The following is a 23,741-nucleotide window of genomic DNA, read 5'->3' as shown; positions in this document are numbered from 1 at the left end:
CCGGGTCAGGGAGTTCACGGCGGGCTGACATTCGGGCTCAGGCCAGGTGACCGCCGATCTTCGTGTACCCGCGCAGCAGGTCCCGGGAGATGATGAGCCGCTGCATCTCGTCGGTGCCCTCGAAGATGCGGTAGAGCCGGACCTGCCGGTACCAGCGTTCGATGGGCAACTCCCGGGTGTAGCCCATGCCGCCGTGGATCTGGAGCACCCGGTCGACGACCCGGTTGACCATCTGCGCGCCGTAGAGCTTGCCCATGGAGGAGGCGTGTCGGGCGTCGAGGCCCTGATCGACGGTCCACGCCGAGCGCAGGATCAGCCAGCGGGCCGCCTCCAGTTCGGTCTCCGAGTCGGCGATCATCCACTGGATGGCCTGGTTGGTGCCGATCTTCGCGCCGAACGTCTCCCGGGTGTTGGCGTACTCGATGGCCATCTGCAGGACCCGCTCGGCGATGCCGACGGCGTGCGACGGGATGGTGTAGCGGCCCTTGCCGATCCACTCCATGCCGAGGGCGAAGCCCTGCCCGATCTCGCCGAGGATGTTGCGGTGCGGCACGCGTACGCCGTCGAAGATGAGTGACGCGGGGCCGCCCTCGCCCATGGTCTGGATGAACTCCGAGCGCCAGCCCATGGCCCGGTCCACCAGGAACGCGGTCGCGCCGCCGTTGCGGGCGCCCTTCTCCCGGTCGGTCACCGCGACGACGATGGCGAAGTCGGCGTCGTGACCGCCGGTGATGAAGGTCTTCTCGCCGTCGAGGATCCAGTCGTCGCCGTCCCGGCGGGCGGAGAACCGGATGTTGGCGGCGTCCGAGCCGGCGCCCGGTTCGGTGATGGCGAAGCAGGACCGGCGCTCACCCTCGATCGTCGGGACGAGGAACTCCTGCTTCTGCTCCTCGGTGGCGCGGAACAGGATGTTGTCGGCCTCGCCGCCGAAGCGGAACGGCACGAACGTGTGGCCCAGCTCGGTCCAGATCAGCGACTGGAGGACGGCCGGCAGGTTCATCCCGCCGTACTCCTCGGGGGTCGCGAGACCCCAGAAGCCGAACTTGCGGGCCTTGAGTTGCAGCTCGCGGACCTCGGAATGGTCCAGACTCGGCTGGTGGGCCCGCTCCCGGCGAAGCACCTCCGCCTCCAGCGGCATCACCTCGCGTTGGATGAACGACCGGGCGGTGTCCCGCACCGCCCGCTCCTCGTCGGTGAGCGAAAAGTCCACGATGGTCCTCCTGGCGTCGGCGCGGCCGGTCACCACTAAACTAGCGGTGTAAGTTTTGGTGCGTCCAGACCTACCGCCCAGACCGAACGAGGAGCGCAGTGCCCCGACCCCGCCAGCCCCGGCTCACCCGGCAGCTGATCGTCGAGACAGCCACCGCGCTGATCGACGCCGAGGGCCTGCCCGCCTTCTCCACCCGCCGGCTCGCCGCCGCGCTGGACGTTCAGGGGCCCTCGCTCTACAACCACTTCGCCACCAAGGACGAGATCCTCGACGCGGTCGCCGACGGGGTCACCGGCACCGTCGACACCAGCGGATTCGCCAGCCGCGACTGGGCCGCCGCGCTGCGCGAGTGGGCGTGGTCGTACCGGCGGGCGCTCACCGCGCACCCGAACATCGTGCCGTACCTGGCGCAGGGGCCGGGTCGACGTCCGGCCGCGCTCGCCATGGCCGACGCGGTCTACGGCGGTCTCGTCCGCGCCGGCTGGCCACCGGCCCGGGCCACCCACGTCGGCGCGGCGCTGCGCTACTTCGTGGCCGGGTCGGCGCTCGGCTCGTTCGCCCGCGGCTTCGTCGAGGACCCCGAGCTGTACGCCGCGCACTACCCGCACCTGCGCCAGGCGCACCGGCTCGCCGAGCACCAGCAGAGCGTCGACGAGGGCGCCTTCGCCCTCGGCCTGGACGCGCTGCTGCACGGGCTGGCCGCTGAGTACGACCGCGCCGTCGGTCCCCTCGGGGCGGTGGAGTCCGGCCAGTCCAGCGGGTAGCGTCCAAACTCCCAGCGCTAGTTTCATCGTCCGTCCGCCGCTGAGCCGTCCGCCGCTGAGCCGCCCGCCGCCCACCTCCGAAGGGACGCCATGGACCTCGCCGCACCGCCGTCGACGCTCCCCGACATCCTGCGCCTCCGGCGTCACCTGCACATCGGCGGCGAGTGGACGCCTCCCGCCGGCACCGACGTGCTCGACGTGGAGAATCCGAGCACCGGCGACACCGTCGGCCAGGTCCCCGCCGGCACGGCCGCCGACGTGGACGCCGCCGTCGCCGCCGCCCGCGCCGCCTTCGCGGGCTGGGCGGCCACCGCGCCCGCGGAACGCTCCGCGCACCTCGACCGGCTGCACACCGCGCTCGCCGCCCGTGCCGACGACCTCGCCCGCACCATCGCCGTGGAGCAGGGCTCGCCGCTCAAGCTCGCCACCCGCGTGCAGGTCGGGCTCCCGCTGACGGTGCTGCGCGAGCACGTCGCGCTCGCCGCCCGTCCGCCGGTCGAGGAGAGCATCGGCAACTCCCTCGTCGTCCGCGAGCCGATCGGCGTGGTCGGCGCGATCACCCCGTGGAACTACCCCCTGCACCAGGTGATGGCCAAGGTGGCGTCCGCGCTCGCCGCCGGCTGCACGGTCGTGCTCAAGCCGAGCGAGCTGACCCCGCTGACCGCGTACCTGCTCTTCGACGCGGTCACCGAGGCCGGCCTGCCGCCGGGCGTGCTCAACCTGGTCCCCGGCACCGGCGCGGTGGCGGGCGAGGCGCTCGCCGGGCACCCGGACGTCGACCTGCTGTCGTTCACCGGCAGCACCGCCACCGGCAGCCGGATCATGCGACTCGCCGCCGACCGGATCACCCGGGTCGCGCTGGAGCTGGGCGGCAAGTCCGCCAACGTGATCCTCGGCGACGCCGACCTGACCGCCGCGGTCAAGGTGGGCGTGGGCAACGCCCTGCTCAACTCCGGGCAGACCTGCACGGCGTGGACCAGGATGCTGGTGCACCGCGACCGGTACGACGAGGCGCTCGATCTGGTCGCGGCGGCGGTCTCCGGTTACCGCCTCGGCGACCCGTTCGACCCGGCCACCCGGCTCGGCCCGCTGGTCTCCGACGCGCAGGCGCAGCGGGTACGCGGTCACGTCGACCGGGCGCTCGCCGACGGCGCGCGGCTGGTCGTCGGCGGCCCGGACGCCCCGGTGCCGGCGCGCGGGCACTTCGTCGCCCCGACCGTCTTCGCCGACGTGCACCCGGACAGCGCGCTCGCCCAGGAGGAGGTCTTCGGCCCGGTCCTCGCGGTCATCCCCTTCGACGACACCGACGAGGCTGTGGCCATCGCCAACAACTCGCGGTACGGGTTGGCCGGCGCGGTCTGGTCCGCCGACACCGACGCGGCGCTCGCGGTGGCGCGACGCCTGCGCACCGGGGCCGTCGACATCAACGGCGCGCCGTTCAACCCGCTCGCCCCCTTCGGCGGCTACAAGCAGTCCGGCCTCGGCCGGGAGCTGGGCACGCACGGGCTCGCCGAGTTCTGCGAGCTGAAGGCGATCCAGCGATGACCGGCCCCGAGCTGACGTCGGCCGCGCCGGGCGGTGCCGCCGAGCCGGCGTCCGCGCCGGTCGTCGTCCGCGCGCTGGTCGCCCGCGAACGCGGGGCCGAGCTGCGGATCGAGCGGGTACGACTGCCCGCGCCCGGCCCCGGCGAGGTGCGGGTGACGATCCGGGCGGCGGGTGTCTGCCACTCCGACCTGTCCATGGTGAACGGCACGATCGCCGCGAGGTTCCCGCTGGTGCTCGGGCACGAGGCGACCGGGGTGGTGGCCGAGGTCGGGCCGGGTGGCGCGCTGACGGTCGGCACACCGGTGGTGCTCAACTGGGCGCCCGCCTGCCGGGCCTGCTGGTGGTGCCGACGCGGCGAGCCGTGGCTCTGCGCGGACACGACGGCCCCGACGGTGCCGCGGGGCGAGACCGAAGACGGGGTTCCGCTGCACCTGACGCTCGGTCTCGGCGCGCTCGCCGAGGCGGTGGTGGTGCCGGAGAGCGCCGTCGTACCGATCCCCGTCGGCCTGCCGGTCGACCAGGCCGCGCTGCTCGGCTGCGCGGTACTCACCGGCCTCGGAGCGGTCCGGAACACCGCCCGGGTGTCGTCCGGCGAGTCGGTCGCCGTCGTCGGGCTCGGCGGGGTCGGGCTGGCCGTGCTCAGCGCGGCACGCCGCGCGGGTGCCACGACGATCCTCGCCGTGGACGTGGCCGAGGCGAAGCGTGACCTGGCCCTGGCCGCCGGAGCCACCGACTTCCTGCTCTCCGACGACCGGCTCTCCAAGGAGGTGCGGGCTCGCACCGAGGGGCGGGGCGTCGACCACGCCTTCGAGTGCGTGGGCCGGGCCGCCACCATCCGTGCGGCCTGGCGGCTCACCCGGCGCGGGGGCTCGGTCACCGTGGTCGGCATGGGCGCGAAGGACGACATGGTCAGCCTCGGCGCGCTCGACATCTTCCACTCCGCCCGTACGCTGCGCTCCTCGGTGTACGGCTCGTCCGACCCGGACCGCGAGGTGCCGGTGCTGGCCGCCGAGTTGGCCGACGGCACGCTGGACCTGGGGGTGCTGGTGAGCGGCACGATGTCGCTGGACGAGGCGCCGGTCGCGTTCGAGAAGTTGGCGCGGGGCGAGGGTGCCCGCTGGGTCGTCACGCTGGACCAAGCCGTGGTGTGATCAACGTGTCGACGCCAAGGAGGGCACGGTGGGACGGAACGCGATCATCTTCCACGGCACCGGCGGTAACCCGGACGTCGTCTGGTACCGCTGGCTGGCCCGGCGGCTGGAGGCCCGGGGTTACGCCGTCGAGGTGCCGTACCTGCCGGGCGTCAACGTCGAGCCGATCGCGACGTTCCTGCCGACGGTGCTGGCCGGGCACCACTTCGACGAGGACACCGTCCTGGTGGGCCACTCCGGCGGCGCGGCCCTGCTCCTGGCGCTCCTCGAGCATGTCGACGTGACGGTGGCCCAGGCGATCCTGGTCGCCGGCTACTGCACCCGGCCGAACACGAGCGACGAGCCCGTCCTGCAGGAGCGCTACGACTGGGCCGCGATCCGGTCGCACGTGCGCGACATCTACTTCGTCAACTCGCGCAAGGATCCGTACGGCTGCGACGACCGGCAGGGACGCGCGATGTTCGAGCGGCTCGGCGGCACCCAGATCGTGCGCGACGACGGCCACTTCGGCGACTACGACCAGCCGTACGAGCGGTTCGAGCTGCTCGACCGCCTCATCCCCTGACGCTCGTCACATCCGCGCCCGCAGCACGTCGACCTCGCAGCCGGGTGCCGACGGGTCGAAGCCGTGCTCAGCCAGCCAACGGATCACCACCAGGCTGCGCCACGACCACCACCCCCGGATCACGTCGAGGTCGACATCGGCGCCGTAGCCGGCCACGACGTCGCCGAGGTGCTCCTCGTGCCCGAGGGTCAGGATGGCGAGGTCGAACAGGGCGTCGCCCCGGCTCGCCTCGGACCAGTCGAGCACGCCGGTTACCTCGTCACCGTCGACGAACACGTGGTCCGCCTGCAGGTCGCCGTGCGTGAAGACAGGTGTCCACGGGCGGAGCGCCGCCTCGGCGATGTGCCGGTTGCGGGTGACCAGGTCGGCGGGGAGAACGTCGTTCGCGACGAGCCACCCGCACTCGCGGTCGAGCCGCGTGGCCAGCTCGTCGAGGCTCGGACCGGACCAGGGCGGCAGCGGCGCGTCGTGCAGCGTCCGTACGGCGGCGCCCGCCGCGGCCCACGCCGTCGCCGGCGCGGTCGACGGCTCGCCCAGACGGCCGAGCGCCCGCCCGCGCAGGGCGGCGAGCGCGAGCACGGGCGGATTGCGCCAGAGGACCTCCGGGGTCGGCACGGGTGCCAGCGCCATCGCCGCCACCTCGACGTCCGCGTGATCCGGATCAGCGTCGATCTTGAGAAACACGTCCCCGGCACGTACGGTCGCCCGCTCGGAGTGGGCGACGACGACCTCGATCTCCGGCACGTCGGCCATTGTCGCGGGATCGACCGCGATCTTCGACGGGTTTTCGTGTCGGAGTCGTTGCGGCGGGCAAATACCTAGCAGTACTATGCATCGTACTTCTAGGGTTGGACGGGAGGTCCCGTGAAGGTCGCCAAGGACCTGGTCGCCGCGTCGGCGACGCCGATGGTGCTCGGCATCCTGGCCGAGGGGGACAGCTACGGCTACGCCATCCTGCGGCGGATCAACGAGCTGTCCGGGGGTGAGCTGGACTGGACCGAGGGGCTGCTCTATCCGTTGCTGCACCGTCTCGAACGGCTCGGCTCCGTGGAGTCGAGCTGGCAGGCGGTCGCCGGCGAGCGCAGACGCAAGTACTACCGGATCACCGACCGGGGCCGGGCCGAGCTGGCCGAGCAGCGCCGGCAGTGGGACACGGTCGTGGGCGCGCTCAAGGCGGTCTGGCACGACCGCGCGCCGCTGACGCCGCGTCCGCTGGAGGGTCTCGCGTGACGGCGTACGACGGTCCACAGGAGTTGGAGGCGCAGGTGACGCAGTGGCGTCGGTACGTGCTGCGCCGCGGGACGCTGAGCCCGGCCGACGCCGACGAGCTGGAGGACCACCTCCGCGGTTCCGTCGACACGCTCGTCGCGGCGGGCCTCAGCGCGGACGAGGCGTTCCTGGTCGCCGTGAAACGGATGGGCAGCCTCGACGAGCTGTCCCGGGAGTTCGCCCGGGAACACTCGGAGCGGCTCTGGAAGCAGCTCGTGCTCACCGGCGACTCCGGCGCCCCGGACGCCGGCACGCGTTCCCGACGGGACCTCTGGGTGATGCTCGCCGCGGCGGCCGGTGCGGTGGCGTCGGTCAAGGCGCCGGCGCTGTTCGGGCTGAGCTTCGACGACGACGGCTCGTTCTACACGCGCAACTTCACCCTGTTCGCGCTGCCCTGGTTGGCGGCCTTCCTCGCCTGGCGTCGCCGAGCCCGGCCGGCGGTGGTCGTGGCGCTGGTGGCGCTGTTCGTCCTCGGCGCGCTGGCGGCAAACGTCTACCCCCTGGCGGGCGACTCGCAGTCCCTGGTCGTCACCAGCGTCCACCTGCCGATCGCGCTGTGGCTCGTGGTCGGCCTGGCCTACGTCGCCGACGACTGGCGTTCGACCCGTCGACGCATGGACTTCATCCGCTTCACCGGTGAGTGGTTCATCTACTTCGTACTGATGGCCCTCGGTGGCGGGGTGCTCGCCGCCTTCCTGTTCAACACCTTCGAGGCCATCGGCATCGTCCCGGAGGCGTTCGTCTCGCAGTGGCTCCTACCCTGCGGTGCGGCGGCCGCGGCCGTCGTGGCCGGGTGGCTGGTCGAGGCCAAGCAGAGTGTCGTCGAGAACATCGCGCCGGTCCTCACCCGGCTGTTCACCCCGCTCTTCACGGCCGCGCTCCTCGCCTTCCTCGTGGCCGTCGTCTGGACCAGCCACGGCATCGACGTCGAGCGCGAGGCGCTGATCCTGTTCGACCTGCTGCTGGTCGTGGTGCTGGGGCTGCTGCTCTACTCGCTGTCGGCCCGCGACCCGCTGGCCCCGCCCGGCGCGTTCGACAAGCTCCAGCTGGCGCTCGTGCTCAGCGCGCTGGCCATCGACGTGCTGGTGCTGTTCGAGATCACCGGGCGCATCACCGACGACTACGGGGGCACGCCCAACCGGGCGGCGGCCCTCGGCGAGAACGTGGTCCTGCTGGTCAACCTCGCGTGGTCGGCCTGGCTCCTACTGAGCTTCGTGCGTCGGCGTACGCCGTTCGCGGCCCTCGAGCGCTGGCAGACCGGCTACCTGCCGGTCTACGCCGGCTGGGCCTGGATCGTGGTCCTCGTCTTCCCGCCCCTGTTCCGCTACGCCTAGCGAGCTGCGGGACAGGAGGCGTCCGACCAGCGCGGCGGCCAGGCCGGCGAGCCCGGCCGCCGCGAAGCCGCCGGCCGGCACCCAGAGGTCGATCGCCACGCCGACGAGCGGGGACCCCAGGGCGAACCCGGCGCTCTGCGCCGACGACTGCAGACCTGTCGCCTCCCCGCGTACGCCGGGCGGTGCCAACCGGCTCACCGCGTCGGCCACCGTGGCAAGGGTCGGCGCGGTGAGGAGCCCGCTGCCGACGACGGCGACACACAGCCAGGGCCAGGTGTCGGCGAGCCCGGCGGGAATCGTCACGAGTCCGAGCGCGCCGAGGAGGAGCCACGTGGGCAGCGGCCGGGCCCGCGCCCCGTAGACCAGGCCACCGACGACGGAGGACACCCCGAACACCACGACCACCACGGCGGCCCAGGACACCTGCCCGGCCTCTCGAAGCGTGGCGATGATGGCGAGGTCGACACCGCTGAGCAGCGTCGTCGTGCCGAGCGCCATCGTCAACGCGGCGATCATGTCGCCGTTCAGCCACTGCCGCCGGGCAAGCCGTCCGGTGGTGGCGGCGTCCCCTTCGCCGTAAGGACGCATCGGCGGGTCGAGCAGCGCGATGCCGGACCCGCCGGCCAGGATCGCGCCGCCGACCCCCCACGCCACCACCTCGGGGGACACGGTCGCCGCACCCAGGATCACGACCGCCGGCCCCACGATGTACGACAGCTCGCCCTGCACCGATTCCAGCGCGAAGGCGGTCCGGCGCAGCTCCGCTGTCGTCATCGCGGCGATCGCCTGCCTGGTCACCGCCTGTACGGGAACCATCAGCAGACCCGCCACGACGCTGGCCGCCAGCAGCAGCTCGTAGCGCAGGAGCGGCACACTCAGCCAGAACGCGACCTGCGCCAGGAGGGTGACCAGCAGTACGGCGCGCAGGCCCCGCGAGTCGATCAGGCGACCGAGCAGCGGCCCGCCCAGTGCCACCCCGGCCGTCAGGGCCGCCGCGACACCGCCCGCCGCCACATAGCCCAGCTTCAGGCTCAGCACGACGTACAGCGTCAGAGCGGTCACGTCGGCCGTGATCGCGGTGCGGGCCAGCAGCGAGACGCCCAGCAGGGGCGCCATGCCGGGCACCCCGAGCACCTGCCGATAGCTGGTCACCTGTCCGACGCTAGGCCGGTGCCCAGCCCATAAGAAGTGGTCATCTGCTTGGGTAAGGCATAATGAGGCCTTATGGCGAGGGACTTGGAAACGGGCCTGCTGCGGTCGTTCGTCACCGCCGTACGGGCTGGCAGCATCAGCCGCGCCGCGAGCGCCCTCGGCCAGACCCAACCCGCTCTCAGTCAGCAGGTGCGCAGGCTGGAGAGCGTCGTCGGCCATCCACTGCTGCACCGGTCCCCGTCCGGCGTCTCTCCCACTAGGGCGGGTGAGCAGCTCCTGCCGTACGCCGAACGCATCCTCGCGCTCTCCGGACAGGCCCTGACCGAGACCGGGCGTGCGCTCACCGGCCACTGTGGCGTCGGGTTGCTCGAAGACCTCGCCGCGTCCCAGCTGCCGCAGGCGCTCGCCGACCTCGCCCGACTGCACCCCCGCGCGACGCTGGAGGTCCTCAGTCTGTCCAACTCCGCCATGCGGGAGGCCTACGACGCGGGTCGCGTCCAGCTCGTGCTCGACGCCGTACCGGACATCCCCGGTCCGCCGCGCTGGACCGTACGCCGATCGCTGGTGTGGGCGGTCGGTCAGGGTGTGGACGTAACCGCCGATCCGCTGCCCGTCGTGCTGTTCTCGACCCCGTGCTCCTGGCGTACGGCCGTGCTCGACGCGATGGGGCGTGCCGATCGGCCTTGGCGGGTGGCCTTCGAGAGCAACAGCCTGGTCGGGGTGCTCGCGGCGGTCCGGGCCGGGCTCGGCGTGGCCGCGCTCATGCCGGCGAACCTCGAACCGGGCATGTCGTCCCACCACGCCGACGCCCTACCCGCCCTGCCGGACGTCGAGTTCGGGCTGACCCGGCATCCGGCGACGGAGGGTGATCCGTTGACGGACGCCGTGGAGAACGCGCTGCGTCGGATGGTCTGAGCTCCGCCCCGGGTCACTTGCCGGTGACGATGCCCGGGTTGATGCACAGGCCCGGGTTCGCGCCGTTCTTCTCGGCGATCTCCAGGCACCGGGTCACCTTGTCGACCTTCGCGTTGGTCTCGGTGATCTGCTTGGAGATCTCGGCGTTCTTACGGTCCTGCTCCAGGTTGCGGGTCTGCGCCAGCTTGTCCTGGAACGCCTTGATGTTGCCCTCGGTCTTGTCGTCGTGGTTGACCCGGGTGATGGTCACCGACAGGATGTCGACGTCCGTGGCGAGGCGGCTCTCCGCGCTGGTCTTGATGTTCGCCGCGAACGGTTTGAGGTCGACGTTGAGGTCGCCGGTGCGCGCGTCGATCTTCTCCAGCGGGTTGTACGCGGCGAACGCGTCGTTGACCGCGCTGTCGAGCTGCACGCCCACCCGCTGTCCCCGGAAGCTGTCGAAGTCTCCCTTGTAGTCCATGAACTGCTTGGGGGCGTTCTCCGGTTTGACCTGCCACTCGATGAGCACCTCGACGCAGGCGTCGGCGAGCGTTCCGGTACGGACCCGGACGCAGTCGTTGCCGCCGATGTGGTCGTACTTCTGCCGGCCCGCGTCCCACTCACCGACCTTCTGCCAGGGGGCCACCCACTTCAGGCCCGAGCCGGTCACCTCGCCGGTCGGCTTGCCGAAGCTGGTCACGATGCCCACCGAGCGGATCGGCACCGAGTGGGCGCTGGAGGCGATGCCGACCACCAGGCTGAGGGTGAGGAAGCCGAGCGCGGCGAGGGCGGCCACCCGCTTCAGCGAGCGGGCGGGGGCGAGGAGCGCGGCGACGGCGCTGACGACCAGGGCGACGGCGAGGACGATCGCCATGGTGAAGCCGACGGGCATGGGGTGGGGGCCTTCCGCTGGGCTGTGTGGATCTTCAAGTTAGGCGATCCGGTCAAGTCGGGCCGCGCCGGTCGGCGTCGGTCCTCCGCCGGTAAATTCCGCGCCGGGCGCATCCGCCGCGCCCGGTCGCGGCGAACCCTGGGTAGAGAACACCGACCCGGGGGTACGTCTGTGCTGACCGATCCGATGCCGGCAGACGCCGTGCAGACCGCGCTCAAGCGGGTCTCGCTGGCGGCCGAGGACCTGGACGGTAACCGTGTCGCCGCGCTGATGCTGGAGTTGGCGGCCGAGTGGGGCGTGCCGGCGCTCTGGGAGCAGGTCTGCCAGCCGCTGCTGGCGCCTCTGTCGGGGCGCGACGCCGGGGAGATCGCCGTGGAACACGCCCTGTCCGAGGGCGTCCGCGTCGGGCTGGACGTGTATCGCCGGGATCCCGGGCGGTCCCTGCCGACCGGCGGGGTGTTGCTGGCCGGCGCCGAGCGGGAGGCGCACTCGCTCGGTCTACACGCCCTCGCCGCGGCCCTGCGGGAGCGCGGGCGTGGCTGCCTGCACCTGGGGCCGGCCCTGCCGTGGTCCGCGTTGGGCAGCGCCGTGCGCCGCGCTCGCCCGTACACCGTCGTGGTGTGGTCGCAGACGCCGGTCACCGGCCGGGCGTACCGCCTGGTGCGTTTCGCCCGCGATTTTCCCGGCCTGCGCGTCTACGGCGCGGGGCCGGGCTGGATCGAACCGCTCACCGCGCCCGCGGTCCACCTGAGCGCGCTGCCGGCGGCCGTGGCCGCCTGTCTGAGCGTGCCGGAGCCGGGGGAGCGGCGTCGCGCCGAGACGTGACGCCGACCACTTCCAATACGAAACAGTTCCGTATCGTTAATGGCGGTCGTAGTCTGTTCGCCGTTACGAGTCTGGCCCGTATCGTATTGCGGACGGGTGCAACCGGGGGGAGAACCGGGCATGGAGCTGCACGACAACACAGGACACCCGAGGAGGTGGGCGATCCTCGGGGTGCTGGTGATCAGCCTCCTCGTCGTCGTCCTCGACAACACGATCCTCAACGTCGCCCTACGCACCCTGGCCGACCCGGTACACGGTCTCGGCGCCAGCCAGGGCGAGCTGGAGTGGGCGATCAACTCCTACACGCTGGTCTTCGCCGGCCTGCTGTTCACCTTCGGCGTGCTCGGCGACCGCGCCGGCCGCAAGCGCTTCCTGATGATCGGATTGGCGCTGTTCGGCCTGGCGTCGCTGCTCTCGGCGTACGCCGACAGCCCCGCGCAGCTCATCGCGGCCCGCGCCCTGATGGGGGTCGGCGGCGCGGCCATCATGCCGGTGACGCTCTCGATCATCTCCAACGTCTTCGATCCCCGCGAGCGCGGCCGGGCCATCGGCATCTGGGCCGGCGCGGTCGGCCTGGCCGTGGCGATCGGCCCGATCCTCGGCGGCACGCTGCTGGAGCACTTCTGGTGGGGCTCGGTCTTCCTGATCAACGTCCCGGTGGTCGTCGCCGGCGTGATCCTGGTGGCGCTGCTCGTCCCCGAGTCGCGTGACCCGCGCCCCGGCCGCGTCGACCTGCTCGGCGTCCTGCTCTCCGTGGTCGGCCTGGTGGCCCTCTCCTACGGCATCATCGACGGCGGCGAGCACGGCTTCGACCGTCCGGTGGCCTGGGGTTCGATCCTGGTGGGCATCGCCGTGCTGGCCTGGTTCGTGCGGCACGAGCTCCGCTCCGACCACCCGTCGCTGGACGTCCGCCTGTTCAAGGTGCCCCGTTTCGCAGCGCCGGTGGCCATCGTCGGCCTGGTGTTCTTCGCCGCGATGGGCGTGATGTTCTTCAGCTCCTTCTATCTGCAGCTGGTTCGCGACTACAGCCCGCTGCAGACCGGTCTGCTCTTCCTGCCCTTCGCCGGGGCCCAGCTGATCTTCGCGCCGCGCAGCGCCGCGATGGTCCGCCGCTACGGCGGCCGGGCGGTCGCCGCCGTCGGGCTGGGGCTGACCGTGGTGGCGCTGGCCGCGTTCGCCTTCATCGACGCCTCCACCCCGATCTGGATGGTGCTGGTCGTCTTCTTCCTCCAGGGCGTCGGAATGGCCAACATCATGCCGCCGGCCACCGAGTCCATCATGTCGGCGCTGCCGCGCGAGAAGGCCGGCGTCGGCTCTGCGGTGAGCAACACCGTCCGCCAGGTGGCCGGCGCGCTCGGCGTGGCGGTCCTCGGTTCGGTGCTCAGCGCGGTCTACCGCAGCGACGTGGGCGACGCGCTGACCGGCCTGCCCGCCCAGGCGCAGGACGCGGCCAACGAGTCGATCTCCGGGGCGTACGCGGCGGCCGGGCAACTCGGCCCGGCGGCGCCCACGCTGATCTCGGCGGCCAACGACGCCTTCGTCACGGCCATGCACTGGGCGGCGGCGCTGTCCGCGATCGTCGCGGCCCTCGGCATGGTGGTGGTGCTGCGGTGGATGCCGGGCCGCGACGCCCTGCCGCCCGCGTCGGCCGCACCCGCCACCGAGCCCGAGTTGGCCGGGACGGCTTAGGTTCGGGGACATGTCCGACATGAGGTCCACCGCCGATGCTCCGCGGTCGCCCGGGCGACCGCGGAGCATCCGCGCCGACGAGGCGATCGTCGAGGCCACCCTCGACCTGCTCGCCGAGGGCAGCACCGTCGAGGCGCTCTCGATCGAGGCGATCGCCACCCGCGCCGGCGTCGGCAAGGCCACCATCTACCGCCGCTGGGCCGGCAAGGACGCGCTGCTGCTCGATGCGCTGCGCCGACTCAAGGGCATCATGCCCCAGCCGGCCGGGCACTCCGTGCGTGACGACCTGCTCCTGCTGGTCGGCGCGGTCGGGCAGAACGTCGACCCGCGCGCGGCGAAGATCATGCCGTGCCTGGTGCCGGCGGTGAACCGCAGCCCGGACCAGTTCCAGCTCTACCAGAACATCATCGCGCCCCGGCGGCAGCTCATGCGCGAGGTGCTGCGACGCGGCATCGACGAGGGCCTGCTGCGGCCCGACATCGACGTCGAGGTGACCATGGCGCTGCTCACCGGGCCGATGCTGATCCAACGCGTACTCCAGTGGAACCCGGAGCTGGACGACCGCAAACTGCCGGCGCAGGTCGTCGACGCCGTCCTCGACGGCATCCGCGCCCGCTGACCCGACCCCGCCCTGGCCGGGCTCTCTCGACCGTGTGTCGGGTCAGCCCGCCGGGGCGCGCAGCCGGTGCAGGCGCAGCGCCAACTGCACCTCCAACGCCCGCTCGGGCCGCTGCCAGTCCGCGCCGAGCAACTGCCCGACCCGCTCCAGCCGCTGGGTGACCGTGTTGACGTGCACGTGCAGCTGCTCGGCGGCCCGGGCCAGACTGCCGCCCACCCCGAAGTACGCCTCCAGCGTCTTCACCAGCGCCGTCCCGCGCCGGGCGTCGTAGTCGACGACCGGCCCGACCGTCGTGGTGAGGAACCGCGCCACGTCCTTGTCGCCCTGGTCACCCACCGTGCCCAGCAGCAGCCCGACGAAGCCCAACTCGGCGGTGCTCGCCCCCTGACCGGCGCGGCCCAGCGCGCCGAGGGCGGTGAGGCAGCGGTCCGCCTCGTGGAACGTCCCCGCCAGCGCCCCCGGCCCGGTCGCCGGGCCACTCGCCCCGGCGGTCACCGGCCGGCCCGTCACCCGCGACAGGTCCCGCGCCACCGCGCGGGCGCTGCCGCCGGCGTCCTGGCCCGGCAGCATCAGGACCACCCGACCGTCGCGCGCCGCCGCCAGGCCACCCCGCGTCGAGGCGTACGTGGTGGCCCAGGAGAGCACCCGTTGCCGCGCCGAGCCGGTCGCGGCGATCGCGTCGTCGCCCACCGTCACCAGCACGTGCGGCGCGTCCAGGTCCACCCCGAGCCGACGGGCCCGGCTGCGCAGCGCGTCGGTGTCGCGCAGCGGCCGGGCGATCAGGTCGTCCAGCAACTCGCCACGAACCCGACCCTCCGCCTCGGCGACCGTCCGGCGGAACAGCAGCAGCAGGGCGGTCACCAGCGCGGCCCGCTCCAGGATGCGCTGGTCCGCGTCGACCAACTCGTCGTTGGGACGCAACACCAGCGCGCCCAGGTTCTCCGTACCGGCGACCACCGCCGCGTACCACAGTGGACCACGGCGGACGCTGCGCCCCTCGGTCCGGGACGCGGCCACCGCCTCGACGATGTCCGCCCGCTCCGGCTCGTCGATCTCGCCGACCCGGGCCAGCAGGCGACCCTCGGCGTCCAACGCCAGCAGCGCCCCGCCCAGCACGTCGGTCACCGCCGCCGCCACGTCCTCCACGCCACCGCCGCGCAGCACCAGCGCCGTCATCCGGTCGTGCGCCGCCGCGGCCCGCTCCACCGAGCTGCTGTGCGCCCGGATTGTCGTGTTCGCCGCCGACAACTCGGCCAGCGCCGAACGGGTCTCGGCCAGCAGCCGGGCCGTGTCGATCGCCACCGCGGCGTGCGCGGCCAGGGAGACCAGCAGCGCGACCTCCTCCCGGGCGAACGGCCGGGCCGAGCGGTTGGCCGAGTAGAGCACCCCGATCGAGGTGGAGCCGAGGCGCAGCGGCACTCCGAGGATCGCCACCAGGCCCTCCTCGCCCACGCCGGCGTCGATCTCGCCGGTGTGGTGGAAGCGCGCGTCCTCGCCGTAGTTGGCCGTGACGTACGGCGCGCCGGACTGGGCCACCAGACCACCCAGGCCGGCGCCCATCGGCAGCCGCAACCGCTGGAAGCGGGCCGACACGGACCCGTCGGTCACCCGCATGTACGTGTCGCCGCGCTCGTCGTCGTTCAACGTCATGTACGCCACGTCCGCGCCGAGCAGGTTGCGCGCCCGGTGCACGATCGCCCGCAGCACGTCGTCCAGGTCGCGCAGCCCGGCCAGGTCACTGACCGTGTCGTACAGGCCGGACAGCTCGGTCTCCCGGCGACGACGGCGCTCCAGCAGCGCGCGGACCCGCAACGCCACCGTCTTGGCCTGCTCCAACTCGGCAAGCCGGGCCGGCGGCACACCCGCGGCCCGCGCGGCCACCAGCGGGCCTTCGAACTCCACCGCGGCGGCCTCGCGGGCGAGCAGCTCCAGGAACTCCACCGGCGACGACATGGTCGACATTGTGCGCGGACCCACTAGTTGGCCGTCCAGCCCCCGTCGAGCGCGATCGACGCGCCGGTGATGAAGGCCGCCGGCGGCGAGCAGAGGTACGCCAGCAACTCGGCCACCTCCTCCGGTTCGATCAGCCGTTTCACGGCCGCCCGGGCCAGCATGATCTTCTCGATGACCTCGGCCTCCTCGATACCGTGGCTGGCCGCCTGGTCGGCGATCTGGCTCTCGACCAGGGCGGTCCGCACGTACGCGGGGTTGATGCAGTTGGCGGTCACCCCGTGTGCGGCACCCTCCAGCGCCACCACCTTCGAGAGCCCTTCGAGGGCGTGCTTCGCCGAGACGTACGCCGCCTTGTACGGCGAGGCGCGCAGACCGTGCACCGACGAGATGTTGACGATCCGACCCCAGCCCCGGGCGTACATGTGCGGCAGCGCCCGGCGGATCAGCAGGAACGGCGCCTCCACCATCACCCGCTGGATGTACTCGAAACGCTCGACGGGAAAGTCCTGCACCGGCGCCACGTGCTGGAGCCCCGCGTTGTTCACCACGATGTCGACGTCCACGTCGAGGGCGTCCACGGCAGCCGCGTCGGCCAGGTCCACGCCCTCAGCGCGTCCGCCGGCCTGGGCGGCCACGGCCTTGGCCGCCTCCAGGTTGCGGTCCACCACGAGCACCTTCGCGCCGGCCGCGCCGAGACGCAGGGCGCACGCCCGCCCGATGCCGCTGCCGCCGCCGGTGACCAGGGCGGTCCGACCGGCGAGGTCGAGCTGTACGACGTGGGGGACCGCCACGGGTTCTGCCGTCATGGCGCAAGAAGTTACGAGCTGTGTGTCCGTCGGCACATGGGCCGGAGCCACATACTCCCGGGCAAAGGTGTGTGCCCCTCCGTCCACCGCCGTTGCCCGCTGGCCCGCCGCGCTGCCCGCTGGGGTGCCGGCCCGTCCGCTGAGGTGCCGGCCCGTCCGCTGGAAGGCCGCCCCGCCCGCTGGGCCGCCGGTCCGGCCGCTGGGCCGCCGGTCCGCCCGCTGGGCCGCCGGTCCGCCCGCTGGGCCGCCGGTCCGCCCGCTGGGCCGCCGCGCCGGCCGCAAGATCGCGCTGCATCCAGGATGTAGTGGCGTCAGCGGGGCGAGAGGCCACTACATCCAGGATCGAGCGTGACCTTGGGCCGTGCAGGCCCGGCCGGTCCGCCCGCCAGGCAGCCCGCAAGATCGTGCTGCATCCAGGATGTAGTGGTGTGGGCGAGGTGAGAGGCCACTACATCCAGGATCGAGCGTGACCTTGGGCCGTGTAGGCCCGCCCGCGCCGCTGCCCTGCTGGCCCGCAGATCGGCGCCGGGCGGTGATCGTGGGTGGCACGCGCCGTCAAGATCCGCGCAACTTCGGGGATGTTGCTGTCTCCGGCGCGGCTGAGGCAGCAACTTCGGGGATCTTGTGAGGATCTTGGGCGCGGGCGCGGGCGCGGGCGCGGGCGCGGGGCGCGGGGCGCGGGGCGCGGGGCGCGGGGCGCGGGGCGCGGGGCGCGGGGCGCGGGGCGCGGGGCGCGGGGCGTGAGGCGTGTCCCGTGGGGGCGGTGGGGAGGGTGGGGGTTAGGGTGTCGAACACACGTACTGGGGGAGGGGGCGGCGTGCGGGTGCTGGGGGTCGACCCGGGGTTGACGCGCTGTGGGGTGGGCGTCGTCGAGGGCGTGCCCGGCCGGCCCTGCACGCTGGTCGCCTACTACGTGGTCTACACCGATCCGGCCGACGACCTGGCGTTGCGGCTGCTGCACCTGGACCGGTCGCTGACGGAGTTGGTGGCCAAGCACGAACCGGAGAGTGTCGCCGTCGAGCGGGTGTTCAGTCAGCACAACGTCCGTACGGTGATGGGCACCGCCCAGGCCAGCGGCATCGCGGTGCTGGCCGGGGCGCGGGCCGGGTTGCCGGTGCAGACGTACACCCCGAGCGAGGTGAAGGCGGCGGTGACCGGTTCCGGTTCGGCCGACAAGGCGCAGATGACCGCGATGGTGACCCGGCTGCTGCGGTTGGCCGAGCCGCCGAAACCGGCGGACGCCGCCGACGCGCTCGCCCTGGCCATCTGTCACGTGTGGCGTGGCGGCACCCGCTCCAAGCTGGCCGCCGCTGCCGACCGGGCACGACGAGGAGGAGCACGATGATCGCCAGCGTGCGCGGCACGGTGACCGCGACGGGTCCGGATCTGGCCGTGATCGAGGTCGGCGGGGTCGGTCTGGCCGTGCACTGCGCTCCCGGGACGCTCGCCGAGCTGCGGGTGGGGCAGCCGGCGCGGCTGGCGACCAGCCTGGTGGTCCGGGAGGACTCGCTGACCCTGTACGGGTTCGCCGACGACGATGCCCGGGCGCTGTTCGAGCTGTTGCAGACCGCCAGCGGGGTCGGCCCGCGGCTGGCCCAGGCCGTGCTGGCGGTGCACACGCCGGACGCGGTGCGCAAGGCCATCGCCAACGCCGACACCGCCGCGCTGACCCGGGTGCCCGGTATCGGTAAGAAGGGCGCCGAGCGCCTGGTGCTGGAGTTGCGCGACCGCATCGGCCCGGTCTCGATCGGCGCCGACGGGGCCGGTGGCGTGACCGGTGGCGCGTGGCCCGACCAGGTCCGGCAGGCGCTTGTCGGGCTGGGCTGGACGGCCGGGCAGGCGGACCAGGCGGTGGCCGCCGTGGCGGAGACGATCGACGGGGCCACCCCGCCCGTGCCGGTCCTGCTCAAGCAGGCCATCCGGCTGCTGGGCCGGACCCGATGAGCGAGACCGACGGGCTCGTCTCGGCGTACGTCAGCGATGCCGAGCGGGACGCGGAGGCGACCGTACGGCCTCGGCGGCTGGCGGAGTTCATCGCCCAGGACCGGGTGCGTGACCAGCTCGACCTGCTGTTGCAGGGCGCCATGCGGCGGGGGTCGCCGCCGGACCACATCCTGCTCTCCGGGCCGCCCGGGTTGGGCAAGACGAGCCTCGCCAACATCGTCGCCGCCGAGCTGGGCGCGGGCATCCGGGTGACCAGTGGCCCGGCGATCGAACGGTCGGGTGACCTGGCGGCGATCCTGACCAGCCTCGCCGAGGGCGACGTGCTCTTCATCGACGAGATCCACCGGATCGCCCGACCGGCGGAGGAGCTGCTCTACAGCGCGATGGAGGACTTCCGGGTCGACGTGGTGGTCGGCAAGGGGCCGGGCGCGACCGCGATCCCGCTGGACGTCGAGCCGTTCACCCTGGTCGGCGCGACCACCCGCTCGGGTCTGCTGACCGGGCCCATGCGGGACCGGTTCGGCTTCGTCGCGCACCTCGACTTCTACGCCCCGGCGGATCTGGAGACGTTGCTGCACCGTTCGGCGCGCATCCTCGGGGTGCCGATCACTCCGGACGGCGCGGCCGAGATCGCCGGCCGCTCCCGGGGCACGCCCCGGATCGCCAACCGGCTGTTGCGCCGGGTCCGTGACTACGCGGAGGTCCGCGCCGACGGTGTGGTCACCCTCGGCACCGCCCGCAAGGCCCTGACGGTGTACGACGTCGACGCGCTGGGCCTGGACCGGTTGGACAAAGCGGTGCTGAGGGCCCTGGTGGACTCGTTCCGGGGTGGTCCGGTCGGGTTGTCCACCCTCGCCGTGGCGGTGGGGGAGCAGCCGGACACGGTCGAGGAGGTCTGCGAGCCGTTCCTGGTGCGTGCCGGCCTGTTGGCGCGTACGCCCCGAGGGCGGGTGGCCACGGAGGCCGCCTGGCTGCATCTGGGGCGTACTCCACCGAATGGTACATTTGGGGCGGATGTCCCGCCAGCACCCGATCTGTTCTCCGTGGATACCGATCAGCCGTAATGTGAACGTGATCTGTGCCGCATTCGGTGTTCTCAGGTGCAGGGATTAGACTTCGCCGCGGTCTGTACAGGACGTGAGAATCCGCCTCCGCTCCGGCACCCCCCGTGCCGGTCAGGAGACCAATCGGAAGGCAGTAACCGTGCAATACCTTGCAGCGGGTGGTGGGGCCGGCGGCTTCACGCCGATCCTGATGATCGCTCTGCTCTTCGGCGTCATGTACTTCATGATGATCCGTCCCCAGCAGAAGCGTCGTCGCGAAGCCGAGTCCATGCAGTCCGCGCTCGGCCCGGGCGACGAGGTCGTCACCATCGGAGGGCTCTACGGCACGGTCACCGGCGTCGAGGACGACGCGGTCCTGCTCGAGATCGCTCCGGGCGTCCAGACCCGGTACGCCCGCCCGGCCATCGCCCGGGTGGTCACCCGCGCCGAGCTGCCGAGCGAGCCGGTCACCGAGGACGCGGACACCGTCAAGGAGTGACCTTCCCGCGGGGGTCGACGGTTTCGGCGGTACGGCCGGCCGACCGGCTCCCCGGGGCGCCGCGCCCGACGGGGCAGCGGACGTGACGTGAAAACTGGATAGTTGGGTCGACGCCGGGCGTCGGCACGTTCCCGTGGCCGTCGGCGTCCCCGTGCCGGCGTGTCCGGCCACTGTGTCGGCACCCCGCCGACTCAGGTCAGATCGTTGGCCGGGACCCCCGGCCCGACACTCGCCGCCGCCGCCGAGCGCAGCGGCGCGACCGTACAGGGAGACAGGACAACCGTGGCACCACCTCAGGGACAGATGCGCCCCGGCCGGCAACTCGCCGTGCTCGGGCTCATCTTCGTCGTCCTCTACCTTCTGGTGTTCTTCGCGGGCGGTGCCAGCGGCAGCTTCAAGGACCGGCTGGAGCCACGGCTCGGCCTGGACCTGATCGGCGGCACCCGGGTCACGCTGGAGGCGACCAACTCCGTCGACGGTAAGCCCCCGACGGCGGAGAACCTCGAGGAGGCCCGCCAGATCATCGAGAGCCGGGTCAACGCGTTCGGCGTGGCCGAGGCCGAGGTGGTCACCGAGGGCAACCGGAACATCGTCATCTCCCTGCCCGGTGAGAACCGGGACCTCACCGACGTGGGCAGCGCCGCCGAGCTGCGCTTCCGCAAGGTGCTCAAGGCCGCCGACGGCAGCGGGGCGGCCACCGCGCCGCCGGCCGCCGCGCCGACCGCGAGCGCCGCGCCGCCGTCCGGCGCCCCGTCGGGCAGCGCCGCGCCGAAGGTGACCCCGTCGGCGACCGGCGAAGCGAAGGTGAGCCCGTCGGCCAGCGGAGGACAGGGCGGGATGGCTCCCGCGCCGTCCGCCAGCGCCACGCCGACCCCGTCGGCCTCCCCGAGTGCGAGCGCCGCGCCCTCCGCGAGCGCCAGCGCCGAGCCGGTGCCGGCGAGCATCGAGGAGCAGCGCAAGGCCGTCGAGCAGAAGGTCGGGGCCGCCGCCTGGCAGGCCGCGAGTGGCCTGCAGGCCCCCGCCGACCTGAGCGCCGACCCGTCACTGGGCGACAAGCTCAAGCCGTTCAGCACGCTCACCCCGCAAGAGGTGGCCGTGCTGCCGGCGCAGATGCAGTTCAACGTGCCGACGATCGGCTGCGCGCAGCTCGACAAGCGCCCGCCGGCGTCGATCTCCGACCCGAAGCAGCAGGTCGTGTCCTGCGAGGACGGCGCATCGAAGTACCTGCTCGACCAGGCCAAGGTGCTGGGTACCGACGTGGACGACGCCGACGCGGTGCTCGACCAGTCCAACTCCTGGGTGGTCAGCCTCGACTTCACGGGCGACGGCCAGGGCAAGTGGACGGCGCTGACCCGCGAGTCGTTCAACAACGAGGGTCAGGCGTGCGACGCCACGGCGCTCGGCCAGGACGGCAAGTGCCGGGTCGCCGTCGTGCTGGACAACGAGATCGTGTCCTCGCCGGAGATCCAGGGTGTGCTCACCGGCAACTCGCAGATCACCGGCCAGTTCACCCAGAAGGACGCCAGCACCCTCGCCAGCCAGCTCCGCTACGGCGCGCTGCCGGTGACCTTCGAGCAGCAGGAGGCGCAGAACGTCACCGCGACCCTGGGTGCCAGCCACCTGCGCGCCGGTCTGCTCGCGGCCGGCATCGGCATGCTGCTGGTCATCATCTACGCGTTCTTCTACTACCGGCTGCTCGGCTCGGTCATCTTCCTGAGCCTGATCCTCTCCGCGCTGCTCGTCTTCGGCGCGCTGGTGGTGCTCGGCCGGCAGATCGGCTTCACGCTCACCCTCGCCGGCATCGCCGGCATGATCGTCTCGCTCGGTGTGGCGGCGGACTCGTTCGTCATCTACTTCGAGCGACTCAAGGACGAGATCAGAGAGGGTCGCAGCCCACGCAGCGCGGTGCCCCGCGCCTGGATCCGGGCCCGCCGGACGATCATCTCGGCCAACGCGATCACGTTGCTCTCCGCGGTGGTGCTCTACGTGGTCTCGGTCGGCACGGTCAAGGGCTTCGCGTTCGCGCTCGGCCTGGCCACGGTGCTGGACCTGGTCGTGGTCTTCCTCTTCCGGCACCCGATCATGACGATGTTCGCCCGGACCCGGGCGTTCCTGTCCCCGCGGGTCAGCGGCCTGGGCCGGGCTCTTCCGGCCCGCAGCCAGCAGACTCAGCCCCGCAACCCGCGCGCCAAGGAGGCCTGAGATGGCTCAAAACGGTTTGGCGAGCCGCCTCTACAACGGCGAGGCCGGTCTCAACATCGTCGGCCGCCGCAAGCTGTGGTTCGGTGTCGCCGGTGCTTTGATCCTGGTCGCGATCCTCAGCTTCGCGCTCCGCGGTTTCAGCCTCGGCATCGAGTTCGCCGGCGGTAACTCGTTCCAGGTGCCGGCCAGCGTCGGCACCCTGGACGACGCCGAGCGTGAGGTCAACTCGGCCCTTGCTGCCGAGAACACCGGCGTCAAGGTCGCCACCACCCAGAAGGTCGGCGGCCCGGGCGGGGACTCGTACGAGCTGCGGACGCCGCAGCTCACCGTCGAGCAGGCCAACGCGGTCAAGGCCCAGATCGCCGAAGACCTCAACATCAACGTCAACGAGATCAGCGGCAACCAGGTCAGCGAGGCGTGGGGCAGCCAGGTCACCGAGCGGGCCGTGCTGGGTCTGATCATCTTCATCGCGCTGGTGATGGTCTACCTGATCCTGCGCTTCGAGTGGCGGATGGCCGTCGCCGCGGTCTCGTCGCTGTTCATGAACCTGATCCTGACCGCCGGCATCTACTCGCTGGTCGGCTTCGAGGTCACCCCGTCGACGATCATCGGCTTCCTGACGATCCTGGGCTTCGCGCTCTACGACGTGGTGGTGGTCTTCGACAAGGTGCAGGAGAACACGCGGGGCATCACCGCCAACAACAACATGACGTACGGCGAGGCGGCCAACCTGGCCGTCAACCAGAGCCTCATGCGGTCGCTGAACACCTCCGTGGTGGCGCTGCTGCCCGTCGGTGGTCTGCTCTTCATCGGTGCCGGCCTGCTCGGCGCGGGCACCCTGAAGGACCTCGGCCTGGTGCTGTTCGTCGGTATGGCGGTGGCGTTCCTGACCTCAATCCTGGTGGCGACGCCGCTGCTGGCGCTGCTGAAGAACTACGACCCGCGTATCCAGGCGCACAACAAGCGGGTGCAGACCCGCCGAGGTGCGTTGGGCCGTGGTGAGGCCACCGGCAAGGTCACGCCGACGCCGGTCGACGGTGACGCGGTCGACGTGATCGACCCGGACTCGGCGGCGCTGGCCGGCGCGGCCCCGAAGGTGGGTTCGCGGCCGGCGGGCAAGCGGCCGACCGGCGCGCGGGGCGGTCGCCCCGGCGGCGGCGGTAACCGGCCCGGTGGCGCGAAGCGTCGCTGACAAGCCCGGCACCCGAGCGCCAAGCGGCGCTGACAAGCCCGGCACCCGAGCGCCAAGCGGCGCTGAACGCCCCCGGGGCTGACCCGGGAGGAAACGCCCGAACGGCGGGGGGGCGGGGGGGGGGGGGGCGAGAGGCGTGGGGCCGGCGGCGGGTGGGCGTGGAGAGCGCGCGGGCACTCGCGACCACACCCCG

General features: G+C 72.5%; 21 protein-coding genes and 1 pseudogene. 16 read left to right on the top strand and 6 right to left on the bottom strand.

What is annotated here, in order from left to right; genetic code table 11:
* Positions 1-37: 37 nt before the first annotated feature.
* Positions 38-1,210 carry an acyl-CoA dehydrogenase family protein gene (locus ACIA3K_RS18535; RefSeq protein WP_396802419.1) on the bottom strand — a complete coding sequence of 391 codons (1,173 nt, stop codon included), beginning with the start codon at positions 1,208-1,210 and terminating at the stop codon, positions 38-40.
* A 98-nt stretch (positions 1,211-1,308) separates the two neighbouring features.
* Here ACIA3K_RS18535 and ACIA3K_RS18530 point away from each other — a divergent pair, with 98 nt between their 5' ends.
* The 4 genes from ACIA3K_RS18530 to ACIA3K_RS18515 all read left to right on the top strand — a co-directional run bounded on the left by ACIA3K_RS18530 (position 1,309) and on the right by ACIA3K_RS18515 (position 5,235).
* Positions 1,309-1,974, top strand: coding sequence for a TetR/AcrR family transcriptional regulator (locus ACIA3K_RS18530; RefSeq protein WP_396802418.1), 666 nt, complete (start codon positions 1,309-1,311; stop codon positions 1,972-1,974).
* Between the two features lie 90 nt (positions 1,975-2,064).
* On the top strand, positions 2,065-3,519 hold the full coding sequence (locus ACIA3K_RS18525; protein WP_396802416.1) for an aldehyde dehydrogenase family protein: 1,455 nt from the start codon (positions 2,065-2,067) through the stop codon (positions 3,517-3,519).
* Entirely contained in the window at positions 3,516-4,670 is a 1,155-nt protein-coding gene (locus ACIA3K_RS18520) for an alcohol dehydrogenase catalytic domain-containing protein (protein ID WP_396802414.1), read from the top strand. Before ACIA3K_RS18525 ends, ACIA3K_RS18520 begins: the two co-directional genes overlap by 4 nt.
* 28 nt (positions 4,671-4,698) lie before the next feature.
* Entirely contained in the window at positions 4,699-5,235 is a 537-nt protein-coding gene (locus ACIA3K_RS18515) for an RBBP9/YdeN family alpha/beta hydrolase (RefSeq protein WP_396802412.1), read from the top strand.
* A gap of 6 nt (positions 5,236-5,241) precedes the next feature.
* Here ACIA3K_RS18515 and ACIA3K_RS18510 read toward each other — a convergent pair whose 3' ends face one another.
* Entirely contained in the window at positions 5,242-5,988 is a 747-nt protein-coding gene (locus ACIA3K_RS18510; protein WP_396802411.1) for a phosphotransferase family protein, read from the bottom strand.
* 111 nt (positions 5,989-6,099) lie between these two features.
* On the opposite strand from ACIA3K_RS18510, the gene ACIA3K_RS18505 reads away from it, so the two are divergent.
* Positions 6,100-6,465, top strand: coding sequence for a PadR family transcriptional regulator (locus tag ACIA3K_RS18505; protein ID WP_396802409.1), 366 nt, complete (start codon positions 6,100-6,102; stop codon positions 6,463-6,465).
* Positions 6,462-7,838 (top strand): permease prefix domain 1-containing protein, encoded by a 1,377-nt coding sequence (locus ACIA3K_RS18500; protein WP_396802407.1) that lies wholly within the window; start codon positions 6,462-6,464, stop codon positions 7,836-7,838. Before ACIA3K_RS18505 ends, ACIA3K_RS18500 begins: the two co-directional genes overlap by 4 nt.
* 21 nt (positions 7,839-7,859) lie before the next feature.
* Here ACIA3K_RS18500 and ACIA3K_RS18495 read toward each other — a convergent pair.
* Positions 7,860-8,354 (bottom strand): annotated as a pseudogene (locus ACIA3K_RS18495) (MFS transporter); the annotation flags it as partial.
* 708 nt (positions 8,355-9,062) lie between these two features.
* On the opposite strand from ACIA3K_RS18495, the gene ACIA3K_RS18490 reads away from it, so the two are divergent.
* Complete coding sequence (locus ACIA3K_RS18490) at positions 9,063-9,905, top strand: LysR family transcriptional regulator (protein ID WP_396802406.1); 843 nt, start codon at positions 9,063-9,065, stop codon at positions 9,903-9,905.
* Positions 9,906-9,918: 13 nt separating this feature from the next.
* Here ACIA3K_RS18490 and ACIA3K_RS18485 read toward each other — a convergent pair whose 3' ends face one another.
* On the bottom strand, positions 9,919-10,776 hold the full coding sequence (locus tag ACIA3K_RS18485; RefSeq protein WP_396802404.1) for an SPFH domain-containing protein: 858 nt from the start codon (positions 10,774-10,776) through the stop codon (positions 9,919-9,921).
* 171 nt (positions 10,777-10,947) lie between these two features.
* Here ACIA3K_RS18485 and ACIA3K_RS18480 point away from each other — a divergent pair, with 171 nt between their 5' ends.
* From ACIA3K_RS18480 to ACIA3K_RS18470, 3 genes are all read left to right on the top strand, one after another.
* Positions 10,948-11,601 (top strand): transcriptional regulator, encoded by a 654-nt coding sequence (locus ACIA3K_RS18480; protein WP_396802403.1) that lies wholly within the window; start codon positions 10,948-10,950, stop codon positions 11,599-11,601.
* Between the two features lie 120 nt (positions 11,602-11,721).
* Positions 11,722-13,290, top strand: a complete 1,569-nt coding sequence (locus ACIA3K_RS18475) for an MFS transporter (protein ID WP_396802402.1) — start codon at positions 11,722-11,724, stop codon at positions 13,288-13,290.
* 10 nt (positions 13,291-13,300) lie between these two features.
* A complete protein-coding gene (locus ACIA3K_RS18470) occupies positions 13,301-13,909 on the top strand; it encodes a TetR/AcrR family transcriptional regulator (RefSeq protein WP_396802401.1) in 609 nt (202 codons plus the stop codon).
* A gap of 42 nt (positions 13,910-13,951) precedes the next feature.
* On the opposite strand, the gene ACIA3K_RS18465 is transcribed toward ACIA3K_RS18470, so the two are convergent.
* Positions 13,952-15,871 (bottom strand): helix-turn-helix domain-containing protein, encoded by a 1,920-nt coding sequence (locus tag ACIA3K_RS18465; RefSeq protein ID WP_396802400.1) that lies wholly within the window; start codon positions 15,869-15,871, stop codon positions 13,952-13,954.
* Between the two features lie 14 nt (positions 15,872-15,885).
* Positions 15,886-16,668, bottom strand: coding sequence for a 3-hydroxybutyrate dehydrogenase (locus ACIA3K_RS18460; protein ID WP_396802399.1), 783 nt, complete (start codon positions 16,666-16,668; stop codon positions 15,886-15,888).
* 817 nt (positions 16,669-17,485) lie between these two features.
* On the opposite strand from ACIA3K_RS18460, the gene ruvC reads away from it, so the two are divergent.
* The 6 genes from ruvC (at position 17,486) to secF (ending at position 23,548) form a co-directional block, all read left to right on the top strand.
* Positions 17,486-18,013: a crossover junction endodeoxyribonuclease RuvC gene (ruvC, locus tag ACIA3K_RS18455; RefSeq protein WP_396802398.1), complete on the top strand. Its 528-nt coding sequence runs from the start codon at positions 17,486-17,488 to the stop codon at positions 18,011-18,013.
* Positions 18,010-18,612, top strand: a complete 603-nt coding sequence (gene ruvA, locus ACIA3K_RS18450) for a Holliday junction branch migration protein RuvA (protein ID WP_396802397.1) — start codon at positions 18,010-18,012, stop codon at positions 18,610-18,612. Before ruvC ends, ruvA begins: the two co-directional genes overlap by 4 nt.
* Positions 18,609-19,676 (top strand): Holliday junction branch migration DNA helicase RuvB, encoded by a 1,068-nt coding sequence (ruvB, locus tag ACIA3K_RS18445; protein ID WP_396802396.1) that lies wholly within the window; start codon positions 18,609-18,611, stop codon positions 19,674-19,676. The genes ruvA and ruvB overlap by 4 nt, the downstream gene beginning before the upstream one ends.
* Positions 19,677-19,815: 139 nt before the next feature.
* Positions 19,816-20,154, top strand: a complete 339-nt coding sequence (yajC, locus tag ACIA3K_RS18440) for a preprotein translocase subunit YajC (protein ID WP_396802395.1) — start codon at positions 19,816-19,818, stop codon at positions 20,152-20,154.
* A 282-nt stretch (positions 20,155-20,436) separates the two neighbouring features.
* The gene (gene secD / locus ACIA3K_RS18435; protein WP_396802393.1) at positions 20,437-22,356 is read left to right on the top strand and encodes a protein translocase subunit SecD; all 1,920 of its coding nucleotides are present in this window, start codon (positions 20,437-20,439) and stop codon (positions 22,354-22,356) included.
* A 1-nt stretch (position 22,357) separates the two neighbouring features.
* Positions 22,358-23,548, top strand: coding sequence for a protein translocase subunit SecF (secF, locus tag ACIA3K_RS18430; RefSeq protein WP_396802391.1), 1,191 nt, complete (start codon positions 22,358-22,360; stop codon positions 23,546-23,548).
* Positions 23,549-23,741: the final 193 nt, after the last annotated feature.

It is taken from the genome of Micromonospora sp. NPDC051543 (genome assembly GCF_044454415.1).
Classification (GTDB): domain Bacteria; phylum Actinomycetota; class Actinomycetes; order Mycobacteriales; family Micromonosporaceae; genus Micromonospora.
Note: the sequence above shows the minus strand (reverse complement) of the source record. Positions and strands in the feature narration are given on the sequence as shown.